The sequence below is a fragment of the Pseudomonas sp. KCJK9058 genome (genome assembly GCF_046230975.1).
GTDB lineage: Bacteria > Pseudomonadota > Gammaproteobacteria > Pseudomonadales > Pseudomonadaceae > Aquipseudomonas > Aquipseudomonas alloputida.
Map to the genome: position 1 here is coordinate 39,580 of NZ_JBJJLR010000017.1, position 11,812 is coordinate 51,391.

An 11,812-nucleotide genomic window follows, 5' to 3' on the forward strand; every position below is an offset into this window, starting at 1 on the left:
CCGTGCCATACACCGCGTCGCATGCTTCGCGTGCTTGCCCGCTCCCCAGGTAGCGTGCCAGCCTCTGGATCATGAGACTGACACAGGAGGCTACGCGGCCTTTCGCCGGTTAGCCCCCAGCAGATCCTGGTACCAGAGGCCGGCATCATAGGCGATGGTCACCAGGGTGGTCTCGACATACCGCGGGTGCTGGGCCATGCGCTGGGCAACCGCCAGGCAGGCAGCGGCTGTATTACCGACGAAAATGCCACTCTGCATGTAGAACCAGCGCTGTGCTGCGAGCATTTCTGCATGTTGCACCTGAGCTCGCTCGTCCACCAGCGACCAGTCCATGAACGGCGGGCAAACGCCCACGGCCATGCCTTCAAAACGATGATCGGCGAACACGCCAGCCCTCGAATCACAGCCATTGGGGTCGACCAGCACCGTCGACACGTCGAAGCCATGGTCTTTCAGCCCCAGGGTGATACCCGTGAAACTGGCGCCAGTACCCGCACAGCCCACGAACAGGATCTGCCGCCCTGCCCCGGCGTTGGTCAGTTGCACGGCCAGTTCACTGGCGGTCTGATAACGATGGGCCTCGATGCCCACCGGGTTGTTGAACTGGTCGGTGTAGAAGTATGACTTGCCCAACGCGGCCTGGTTATCCAGGTGATGCATCACCACGTCCTTGGGTGTGGCACCGGCCATCAGCATTTCCTTGCCGATCAGTCGGGCACCGAAACACTCCAGCAGATCCCGCTTGGTCTGGCTGAAGCTCAGCCCGACCGCCAGCTCTACGGCGACCTGGTACTTGTGGCAGGCCGCCAGCAAGCCAAAGCCGAAGCTGCCACCGGTTTTTTCGATGACGGTCGTCACCCCGGGAATGATGTCACCCTTGCGCACGGCATGTTCGATGATCCGCCGCGCCGCCCGGTATTTGTGGCTACCGCCCGGGTTGTTCATTTCCAGCTTGGTGTAGATACGATCGCTGACACTGATGAGCTCGCTCATTTGCGGCTACCTTCCATTGACGTTTGCAGGCAGGCCTTGTTCTGCAGCAGGCTGGCGGTGGCAACCAGCAGCCCCAGGCAGAGGACCATGCAGATGGCGTTGGTACCGTCCCAGCCAACCGAGCTCAGCAACAACGAGGGGCTGAATGCGCCGAGGGTGGCAAAAATGGCAATCGCCAGGTCGTTCTTGCCCTGCATCTGCATCGCTGCCGGGCTGTTCTGCAGTGACTGGGCCAGCAAGGCACCTCCGCCTACGTAAGTGAGGTTCCAGCCCAGCCCGAGGGCAATCAGTGCCAAGGTCATCATGGCGTAGCTGTGCGACCAGATATTCATCGCCGAGCAACCGATCAACAGGGCCAGGCCCGCACAAATGGTGGTCTTGATACCCAGCCGCTGGATGATGGCGCCGGTGAAGAACGACGGGGCAAACATGGCAATCACATGCCACTGGATCGCCAGGCGGACGTCAGTGAAGTCCTCGTGCATGTGTTTCATGTGCATTGAGGCCTGGATCATCAGCAGGTTCATGATCCCGTAGCCCAGCGCAGCGACAGCCATTGCCACAACCACGCTCGGGCCTGCCGGCTCGGCACGGACACTGGCCGGCTTTGCTGCGCTGTTGACCGCGCTGGTCATACCGGCATCGTTGGGCAGGCACAGCGCAATCAACAATGAAAGCAACGCCAGGCCGACAAATGCGGCATAACACAGCGAAAACAGCGGGTAACCACCCACGTCACGCAGCCACTCGGTAAGCGTCGGCCCGACGACAGCCGCGATGACCCCGCCCGCCACGACCAGCGAAAGTGCCTTGGGCTTCAAGGCCTGGGAAAGATTGTCGGTTGCCGCGAACCGGTTGAAGTTGGCGAACGCGATGTACACACCCAATGCAGAGTGGCTGAGGACCAGCGTTGGAAAATGCTGGTGCTCCACCGCCAGAAAGCCGCTGACGCCAGACAGCGCCAGGGGAATCGCGCCCAGCATGAACGCCTTTTTACGGCCGATGCGGCTCATCAGCCTGGAGACCGGATAAGTTGCCAACATCAGGCACAGAAACTGGAACCCGTACGGCACCGTGGACCATGCGGCATCAGGCGCCAGAGCAGCCCCGACAATGGCGGCCATCGTCACCGACATCACGGCAGTCGTCAGGTTGATCGACTGTGCGGTGAAGTACAGGTACGTGCGCCGCGGTAACGTGCTGTTCATAGTGCGTGCTCGTGATAAGTGGACAAGTCGATTTCGGCCTCGGGGAACACGCAGATCAGCCGTTCCTTGCCTTTACCCAGGCGTTTGCGCTTGACGCTAAGGCGCCCGATACGCCGAGGCGAATCGAGGTGCGTACCACCGCACGGGATTTCGATGCCGTCGTAGGTCCACAAACGCGCGTCTTCCAGGCCTTGAACCGCGTAGTGCTCGATCGGCGCATCGCAGCCAATCAGTTCATTCGCCCGTCGTTCTATTTCAAGTACGTCTTCAGCCGTGAAAGCGTCCTCGACCAGGAAGTCGAAACGGGCCGTGTCCTCCTTGATATGGCAGCCGATCGTCCATTGCTTCAGTTCTTCACGCAGCCCGATGGCGGCGGCATATAGGAAGTGGCTGGCACTGTGAGACAACGTCAGCCGTTCGCGCCGTTCAATATCGATAGTGACGCGGGCCGGCATGCCTACGGTGACTTCATCCAACAGGTGTAAATCATCCGGGTGCAGGCTGTGAATAATAATGCCGCCCAGTTTTCCGCCTTTGAAACCGTCCAGGCGAATAGGGCTACCGTAGAGTTTTTTAACCCAGACGAATCGCACGGTACCCACCGGTAATTCAATGGTGCCGAAGTCCGCTTCCTGGCCCCCCCCTTCTGGATAGGCCACCGTACTCAGCAACTCGATGCCGTCACTGTGCACCCGCGCTACTTGCGTATTCGCGCCCGCCAGGTACTGGTCTTTGTAATACAGTTTTTCGGTATTTCTTAAAACTTCATAGTTCAGAGCGTTCATGATTCCAATACCACCTGCAATGATGTTTTAACCTGTACCCGGGCAGCGGCCGGGACGTCTTTGGTCACAATGCAGCCCGGCCCGATAAACGCACCGTCACCGACATGAATAGCGCCCAGCACACTGGCGAAAGCGCCGATCTGCACCCGGTTACCCAACGTCGGGTGCCTGGGGCTCGAGGGGTTGTCACTGATACCGCGGGCGCCCAGGGTTACGCCGCCAAGCACGTAGCAATCGTCACCAATGGTCGACGTTTCACCAATGACGGTGCCCATGCCGTGATCGATGATGAAGCGCGCACCAATGCGGCTGCGGAAATGGATCTCCGCCCCCGAAAGCATTTTTCCGCGCCTGGAGATCATGGCGGCCAGGCATTGACCGCCGGCGCCGTAGGTCGCGGCGCTATTGTTGTAGATCCAATGGGCCAGCCGATAATGCAAAACCGCAGAATAAGAGGTGTAGGTTTTTGCAATGAAGACCAGGTCGCGGCCGGCAGCCGGATCTTTCATGGCAAATGCCTGTAAATCGGCATGTGCCTGTTCAGTCACACGTTCAATGACCGGTGTTTCTTTCAGTGCTTCGAACTCGACGATTGAACAACACTCCAATAACGCCGAGGTCACAAGATTCTTTACAACTTTGAATGACTCCAGTTCGTCAGGGACAGGAAGCCTGGCAATGACGGCTGATTGCATGTCCATAGGGTGCATGGGCTTGATATCCAGTTGTCTGGTCTGCACAGACGCTAAAAGTGCCGCCTTTGTTGGCAGCCGAAAGTTCCGACACGGGGATATTGGCATGTGCTGGCCATTTGCAAACGAACAGTCGACAAGCATTTCCGTTAACTGTTAGGCTTTTTTTTCTAACGGTTTCGGACCTGCCATGATCCCCTGCAGCCTTCATCACCTTTTGAAACAACGCCTGGATGCAGGCGAGTGGTTGCCCGGGCAACGCATGCCCTCCATCCGCAAGCTGACCGCTGCAGTGGACTTCAGTTACCACGACGTCGTGTCGGCCTATGCCCAGCTGGTCAGCGAAGGGGTATTGACGGCATCACCTGGGCGAGGCTACTTCGTGGCAAACCGCGCCAGGCAGACCAGCGTGATCCACGAACCCGAATGCATGGCCGGCGACCCCCTGTTCCGGCTGCTGCAGGGCGGCCAGCACTTCACCAAGCTGGGCAGCGGCTGGCTGCCCCCCGCGTGGCGCGACACCGAACTGCTGGCCAAGGCAATTCGTCGCACGGCGCGGCTGGAGCAAAGCTCGCTGGCAGAGTACGGCGACATCCAGGGGTACCTGCCCATGCGCAAACAGCTGTGCGTGCACATGAAACGGCTGACCCGTGTCGAAGCCCGGCCCAACCAGTTGCTGACCACACTGGGTGCCACGCAAGGCCTGGACTTGGTTGCACGGTTGCTGATCAAACCGGGCGACCACGTTTTCGTCGACGAGCCGGGCAACGGCAACCTGATCAAGCTGATCCAACTGGCAGGCGGGCACGTCGTCGGCATTCGGCGGACCCAGGACGGGCCAGATGTGGAAGAAATGAGAAGCCACCTGGCCAGGCACAAGGTCAAGGCGTTTTTCTGCAACAGCACCTTCCACAACCCGACCGGCAGCAACATCAGCCCGCACAACGCCTTCAGCGTCCTGCGCCTGGCGGTGGAGCACGAGTTCTTCGTGGTCGAGGACGATGTCTATGGGGACTTCAGCCCTGCTGTGCGCCAGACCTTTGCCGAGCTGGACAACCTTGACCGGGTTATCTACATCGGCAGCTTCTCCAAATGCCTGTCGGCATCGCTGCGCGTGGGGTTCATTGCCTGCTCGCAAGACCTGATCGAACCGCTCACACGCCTTAAACTGCTGACCTGCGTCGCCGTCCCCGCGTTTTGCGAACGCTTCGTCAACACCATATTGTCGGATGGCACGTATGCCCGGCACATGAAAGACGTGCAGCAGCGCCTGATCCGCCAGCAAGTGCAAACCCAACGCTTGCTGCTCGAGCGCGGCTGGCAGTTCGACATTGCACCGCAAGGGGGGATGTTCCTTTGGGTCTACCACCCGGACTTGCCCGACCTGCAACCTTTCATGCGTAAACTGGAGCAACACAAGATCCTGCTGATGCCGGGCTCTGCATTCGCGGTGAGCCGTGACTACCAACGCTACACGCGCATTAATTGCACGCATTTTTCCGACGCCTTGGCCGAGCACTTCGAGGTTTGACCCGGCGCGATCAAATAAACCGACCTGGGACCTTGCATGGCGCCTGCGCGCTTACTACCTTAGCGCCTTTCCAAACCAGCCTCGCCTTGCAGGAGCCCTTGCCATGGCCGCCCCCGCCTTTCCTCCCTTCCGCCTGCGGTTCGCAACCGCTGCCACCCTGCTCGGCATGCTCGGGCTGGCCGGCTGCCAGACGGGCGGCTACCAGGATAGCGTGCCACCGACCAGCGGCGTGCAGCCGCTCAAAGGCCTGGCACAGAATGTTTCGGTACGGCGCAATGCCATGGGCGCGCCGCTGATCGAAAGCAGCAGCTTCCATGATGCGCTGTTCAGCCTGGGCTATGTGCACGCCGGCGACCGCATCGAACAGATGGTCGCCATGCGCCTGCTCGCCCAAGGCCGTCTGGCCGAACTGGCCGGCAGCGAGGCGCTGGATATCGACCGCCTCATGCGCGCCGCCAACCTCAAGCAAAGTGCCGCCCAGCAATACGCCGACGCATCGCCACGGCTCAAGCGCTTCTTCGAAGTGTACGCGCGCGGGGTCAACGCCTACCTGTTCCGCTACCGCGACAAGCTGCCAGCAGGCCTGGCCAGTAGTGGCTATCGCCCCGAATACTGGAAGCCTGAAGACTCGGCGCTGATCTTCTGCCTGTACGCGTTCAGCCAGTCGGTCAACCTGCAAGAGGAACTCAGCGCCCTGACCCTGGCGCAGAAAGCCGGTAGCGACAAGCTGGCCTGGTTGCTGCCCGGGGCCCCGGACGAGCCGCTGGCCGAAATGGAAGTGGACAAGCTCAAGGGCCTGAACCTGGCCAGCCAGTTGCCGGGGCTGCCAGCCCTGGCAGCTGCCAGCCAGAAGCTCGCCGACCTCGACCTGCTCGGTAGCCCGGGGTCGGCCAACCTGGCCCTGGGCCCGCAGCGCAGCCGCAGCGGCAAGAGCCTGCTGGCCAGCGACAGCCGCGCCGCCTGGGCCTTGAGCCCGGTACAAATCAATACCAGCAAGTACCAGGTTGCCGGCCTGTCCTTGCCGGGCCTGCCAATTGTGCTGGCCGGCTACAATGGCAAGCTGGCCTGGAGCAGCAGCGCGGTCATGGCCGACAATCAGGACCTGTTCCTCGAGCAGCTGCGCCGCCAAGGCAATCAGCTGAGCTACCTGGCCGATGGCAAATGGCTGCCGGCCCGCGCCCGCAGCGAAACCTACTTCGTACGTGGCCAGCGACCCGTGCGCGAAGTGGTGTACGACACCCGCCACGGCACCCTGCTGGCCCAGCCAGAAAACGCCAGCCTGGGCCTGGCGCTGAACCTGCCCCAGTTCAAAGGTGATCGCAGCCTGGATGCTCTGTTCGACCTGACGCGGGCCAAGAACGTGGAGCGAGCCTTCGACAGCACACGTGAAGTGACGGCTGCTGCCGTCAACTTTGTTTTCGCCGAGCCTGAGCACATCGGCTGGCAAGTCAGTGGCCGCTACCCCAATCGCCGCGAAGGCCAGGGCCTGCTGCCCTCGCCGGGCTGGGACGGGCGTTACGACTGGGACGGCTATGCCGACCCGATGCTGCACCCGTACGACCAGGACCCGCCCGCAGGCTGGATCGGCCACGCCAACCAGCGCAGCCTGCCGCGCGGCTATGGCATGCAGCTGTCCAGCACCTGGTACTACCCCGAACGTGCCGAACGTCTGGCACAGCTGGCCGGCAACGGTCGCCACGACAGTCGCAGCCTGATGGCCCTGCAGAACGACCAAGTGACCCTGCTGGCCAACAAGCTCAAGCAGATGTTCGACGCACCCGGCATGGCCCAGCCACTGAAGCAGGCGATCGACGCCCTCCCCGCCGGGCAGCGCGACAAGGCCCGCGACACGCTGGCCCGGCTCAAGGCCTTCGATGGCCGCCTGAGCCCGGTGTCGGCCGATGCCGCGCTGTACGAGTTGTTCTTGCAGGAGGTCGCTCGCCAGACCTTCCTCGATGACCTGGGCCCGGAGGCCGGCCCGGCGTGGCAGGCATTCGTCAGCAATGCACGTTTGTCGTTCTCGGCGCAGGCCGATCATCTGCTGGGCCGCGATGACAGCCCCTTCTGGGATGACCGCAACACGCCGCAAAAAGAAGACAAGCCCGCCATCCTCGCCCGCAGCCTGGCGGGCGCAATGGAGGCCGGGATCGCGCAGCTGGGTGCCGACCGACGCACCTGGCAGTGGGGCCAGCTGCACCAGTACCGCTGGCCGGCACCGGCCTACCATGGCCTGGGGGATGCGATCAGCCGTGCGCCGCTTGCCGCAGGCGGCGACTTCACTACCCTGGCCCTCACACCATTCGCCTGGGGCAGCGACTTCGACACGCATCTGCCAGCCTCGGCACGGATGATCGTCGACTTCGGCCAGGCCGAACCGTTGCAGATACTGACCAGCAGCGGCCAGTCCGGCAACCCGGCCAGCGCGCATTACCGCGACGGGCTGGATGCCTGGTTCAAAGGGCGCTTCATGAGCCTGCCACTGCAACAGCAGAACTTCGGCAGGGCGTATGGCAACCAGCGGCTTACATTGGTACCGGGGCGGTAACGGCATTCTTCAGGGGTGCATGAGGGGGCTTGATGAAGTTTTTCAGCAGCTCCCTCCCAAATCCATCCGAACTAACGTCCAGCACCATGCCTCTTAACGGGTAACCCCAGAACCAGTGCCCGTGCCATGGACCTCGTCATCGCCCGCCCCGAAGGCCTGTACTGCCCGCCCGGTGATTTCTACATCGACCCCTGGCGGCCCGTGGACCGGGCTGTCATTACCCACGGCCACGGCGACCACGCACGCAGCGGCAATGGCCATTATCTGACCGCCAGCCCCGGTGCCGGCATTCTGCGCAGCCGCCTGGGCCAGGACATCCATTTGCAGACCCTGCCCTACGGTGAGCGCCTGCTGCACCAAGGCGTGACGTTGAGCCTGCACCCGGCCGGGCACGTGCTGGGTTCGGCACAGGTGCGCCTGGAGTATCGAGGTGAAGTCTGGGTTGCATCCGGTGACTACAAGGTAGAACCCGATGGCACCTGTACGCCCTTCGAACCGGTGGCGTGCCACACCTTCATCACCGAGTCGACCTTCGGCCTGCCGATCTACCGCTGGCCAAGCCAAAGTGAGATCTTCGCCAGCATCAATGCCTGGTGGCGGGCCAACCGTGAACAGGGCAAGGCCAGCGTGCTGTTCTGCTATGCCTTCGGAAAGGCCCAGCGGATTCTGCATGGGCTGGATGCCAGCATCGGCCCGATCCTCGTGCATGGCGCCATGGAGCCGCTCAACCGGGTGTATCGGGATGCCGGTATCCGCCTGCCGGAAACCCGCTACGCAGGCGATATACCGCGCAACGATCCTCTGCTGCGCCAGGCACTGGTCCTGGCGCCCCCATCAGCCGGCGGGAGTAGCTGGATACGCCGTTTTGGCGATTACAGTGATGCCTTCGCCAGCGGCTGGATGCTGCTACGCGGCGCCCGCCGACGGCGCGGCGTGGACCGGGGCTTTGTGCTGTCCGACCACGCCGACTGGCCCGGCCTGCTCTGGGCCATTGGCCAGACCGGTGCCCAACGGGTGATGGTCACTCACGGCTCGGTCGAGGTACTGGTGCGCTACCTCACCGAACAAGGCCTGGATGCCCGCGCCTTTGTCACCGAGTATGGCGATGAAGACGATGTGCCCAACACCGCCCCCTCACCATGAAAGCCTTCGCAACGCTGTTCCTGCGCCTGGACGCGACCACCTCCAGCAATGCCAAGCTCGAGGCACTGCGCGACTACTTTGACATGGCACCCGCCGACGATGCTGCCTGGGCGGTGTATTTCCTGGCCGGCGGGCGCCCACGCCAACTGGTGCCCACCCGCCTTCTACGTGAACTGGCAACAACGCTGGCTGGCCTGCCGGACTGGCTTTTCGAAGAAAGCTATCAGGCCGTGGGCGACCTGGCCGAGACCATTTCGCTGCTGCTGCCGCTGCACCCCGATGGCAACGAGGAAGGCCTGGCCACCTGGGTGGAACAGCATTTGCTGCCCCTGCGCGGGCTGCCGCCTGAGCAAGTCCACCAGCGCCTGCCGCCGCTCTGGGCCCGGTTGGACCGCGCCAGCCTGATGCTATGCCTGAAGCTGATCACTGGCAGCTTTCGCGTGGGCGTGTCAAAGCTGTTGGTCACCCGCGCCCTGGCGCAACTGGCCGGGCTGGACGCCAAACGCGTGGCCCAGCGCCTGGTCGGCTACACCGATATAGGCCATCGCCCCACTGCAGCCAGTTACCAGAGGCTGATCGCCCCGGAGTCCGCCGATGAACACAACCAGCGTGGCGGCCAGCCCTACCCTTTCTTCCTGGCCCATCCGCTGCAAGTGTCCAGCGATCAATTCGATACCCTGCTCGGACCACCAAGCGATTGGCAAATCGAATGGAAGTGGGACGGCATTCGGGCGCAAGTGGTGAAGCGCGATGGCCAGCTGTGGGTGTGGTCACGCGGCGAAGAACTGGTTACCGAGCGTTTCCCCGAACTGCATGGCCTGGCACAGACGTTGCCCGATGGCGTGGTGCTCGATGGCGAGATCCTGGTCTGGAAACCCGGTGAAACCGAGACGGAACTGGCCGTGCAGCCTTTCGCCTTGCTGCAACAGCGCATCGGTCGCAAAACGCTGGGCAAAAAGCTGCTGAACGATGCGCCGGTGGTGTTGCAGGCCTACGACCTGTTGGAGTGGCAGGGCGATGACTGGCGCAGCCGACCGCAGCACGAACGCCGAAGCCAGCTGGAACGCCTGGTGGATGAACACCCACTTGCCCCCGTGCTGTTGTCGCCTTTGCTGCAAGGCCCGGACTGGGCCGACCTTGCCCGCCAGCGCGAACAGTCACGCAGCCTGGGCGTGGAAGGGCTGATGCTGAAGCAGCGCGAGGCCCTGTACGGCGTGGGGCGCACCAAGGACATGGGCATTTGGTGGAAGTGGAAGATCGACCCGTTCAGCGTCGATGCGGTGCTGATCTATGCCCAACGGGGCCACGGCCGCAGGGCCAGTCTGTACAGCGACTACACCTTTGCCGTATGGGATGCACCGGCAGGCACCCCAGGTCGGGCGTTGGTGCCCTTTGCCAAGGCCTATTCAGGGCTCAGTGACGAAGAAATGCGCAAGGTCGACGCCATCATCCGCAAGACCACGGTGGAAACGTTCGGGCCGGTGCGCAGTGTGACCCCAACGTTGGTGTTTGAGCTGGGCTTCGAAGGCATCGCCCTGTCCCGGCGCCACAAAAGCGGTATTGCCGTGCGCTTTCCGCGCATGCTGCGCTGGCGGCTGGACAAGCCGGTGGAGGAGGCAGATGACCTGGCCACCCTGCAGGCGCTACTGGCCTGAAAAAGTTTGCGGTGCCTGACTGCTGCAGGATGAGGCGCATTCGCTGAAACTATGCTTCTATTTTTGAGCCGACCCGTGTCGCAGACCGTTTTCGCCACGCAGCCAGGACCAACATGCACCATTCAACCCATGACCTGCTCTCCCCCGTACCGGGCATCACCCGCCAACTGCACAGCTTCCACTTCGGCCCCCGCAGTGGTGGCAAAGTCTATATCCAGGCCTCGCTGCACGCCGACGAACTGCCGGGCATGCTGGTAGCCTGGCACCTCAAGCGCCGTCTGGTCGAGCTGGAACAGCAAGGCCGACTGCAGCGCGAGATCATTCTGGTGCCGGTGGCCAACCCGGTGGGCCTGGAGCAAGTGCTGCTGGATGCGCCATTGGGGCGTTTTGAACTGCAAAGCGGCGAGAACTTCAATCGCAACTTCGTCGACCTGTCGGACAGCATCGGCGACCTGATCGAAGAACACCTCACCCAGGACCCGACGCACAACCTTGCACTGATCCGCGAATACCTGCGCCGCGGCCTGGACGCACACCCGGCCCGCACACCCCTGCAGGCCCAGCGCCTGATACTGCAGCGCCTGGCCTGCGATGCCGATATGGTGCTGGACCTGCACTGCGACTTCGAAGCAGTCGAGCACCTGTACACCACCCCCGATGCCTGGCCCCAGATCGAACCCTTGGCCCGTTACCTGGGCGCCCAGGCCAGCCTGCTGGCAACCGACTCGGGCGGGCAGTCGTTCGATGAATGTTTCAGCCTGGTCTGGTGGCAATTGCAGCAACGTTTCGGCAAACGCTTCCCGATTCCGCTGGGCTGCTGCTCGGTCACCGTCGAGCTGCGTGGCCAGGCGGATGTCAGCCATGATCTGGCCAGCAAGGACTGCCAGGCGATCCTCGACTTCCTGACCCATGCAGGTGTCATCGAAGGCACCAGCGCCGCTCTGCCCGCGCTGTTACGCCACGCCACGCCGTTGGCCGCGGTGGAACCCGTGGCAACGCCAATGGGTGGGTTGCTGGTTTACCACGCCAAACCGGGCCAGCACCTTGAGGCCGGCCAACTGATTGCCGAAGTCATCGACCCACTCAGTGACCGAGTCACCGCCCTGCGCAACAGCCAGCCAGGCCTGCTGTATGCGCGTAGCGTACGGCGCATGGCCACGGCTGGCATGGTCATCGCCCATGTGGCCGGCGAACAGGTATGCCGCAGCGGCTACCTGTTGGCCAATTGATCCGGTAAAACCATTGCAGCCGGCAAGTGGT

Annotated in this window: 9 protein-coding genes; 5 read left to right on the forward strand and 4 right to left on the reverse strand. The window is 62.6% G+C overall.

Annotation, left to right across the window (positions count from 1 at the left end):
• Positions 1-90: 90 nt before the first annotated feature.
• The 4 genes from ACK59Z_RS11920 to ACK59Z_RS11935 are packed head-to-tail and all read right to left on the reverse strand — an operon-like array spanning position 91 to position 3,696.
• Complete coding sequence (locus ACK59Z_RS11920; protein ID WP_003254902.1) at positions 91-993, reverse strand: pyridoxal-phosphate dependent enzyme; 903 nt, start codon at positions 991-993, stop codon at positions 91-93.
• Positions 990-2,201, reverse strand: coding sequence for an MFS transporter (locus ACK59Z_RS11925; protein ID WP_100774495.1), 1,212 nt, complete (start codon positions 2,199-2,201; stop codon positions 990-992). The genes ACK59Z_RS11920 and ACK59Z_RS11925 overlap by 4 nt, the downstream gene beginning before the upstream one ends.
• Positions 2,198-2,986: an alanyl-tRNA editing protein gene (locus tag ACK59Z_RS11930; protein ID WP_004576216.1), complete on the reverse strand. Its 789-nt coding sequence runs from the start codon at positions 2,984-2,986 to the stop codon at positions 2,198-2,200. The genes ACK59Z_RS11925 and ACK59Z_RS11930 overlap by 4 nt, the downstream gene beginning before the upstream one ends.
• A complete protein-coding gene (locus ACK59Z_RS11935; RefSeq protein ID WP_003254905.1) occupies positions 2,983-3,696 on the reverse strand; it encodes a serine O-acetyltransferase in 714 nt (237 codons plus the stop codon). Before ACK59Z_RS11935 ends, ACK59Z_RS11930 begins: the two co-directional genes overlap by 4 nt.
• 172 nt (positions 3,697-3,868) lie before the next feature.
• Here ACK59Z_RS11935 and ACK59Z_RS11940 point away from each other — a divergent pair, with 172 nt between their 5' ends.
• The 5 genes from ACK59Z_RS11940 to ACK59Z_RS11960 all read left to right on the forward strand — a co-directional run bounded on the left by ACK59Z_RS11940 (position 3,869) and on the right by ACK59Z_RS11960 (position 11,781).
• On the forward strand, positions 3,869-5,209 hold the full coding sequence (locus tag ACK59Z_RS11940; RefSeq protein WP_012051411.1) for a PLP-dependent aminotransferase family protein: 1,341 nt from the start codon (positions 3,869-3,871) through the stop codon (positions 5,207-5,209).
• 103 nt (positions 5,210-5,312) lie between these two features.
• The gene (locus tag ACK59Z_RS11945) at positions 5,313-7,754 is read left to right on the forward strand and encodes a penicillin acylase family protein (protein ID WP_108191753.1); all 2,442 of its coding nucleotides are present in this window, start codon (positions 5,313-5,315) and stop codon (positions 7,752-7,754) included.
• A gap of 126 nt (positions 7,755-7,880) precedes the next feature.
• Positions 7,881-8,897 (forward strand): ligase-associated DNA damage response exonuclease, encoded by a 1,017-nt coding sequence (locus ACK59Z_RS11950; protein ID WP_108191754.1) that lies wholly within the window; start codon positions 7,881-7,883, stop codon positions 8,895-8,897.
• Positions 8,894-10,552 carry an ATP-dependent DNA ligase gene (locus tag ACK59Z_RS11955; protein ID WP_108191755.1) on the forward strand — a complete coding sequence of 553 codons (1,659 nt, stop codon included), beginning with the start codon at positions 8,894-8,896 and terminating at the stop codon, positions 10,550-10,552. Before ACK59Z_RS11950 ends, ACK59Z_RS11955 begins: the two co-directional genes overlap by 4 nt.
• A 113-nt stretch (positions 10,553-10,665) precedes the next feature.
• The gene (locus ACK59Z_RS11960) at positions 10,666-11,781 is read left to right on the forward strand and encodes a succinylglutamate desuccinylase/aspartoacylase family protein (RefSeq protein WP_409293070.1); all 1,116 of its coding nucleotides are present in this window, start codon (positions 10,666-10,668) and stop codon (positions 11,779-11,781) included.
• Positions 11,782-11,812 lie beyond the last annotated feature (31 nt).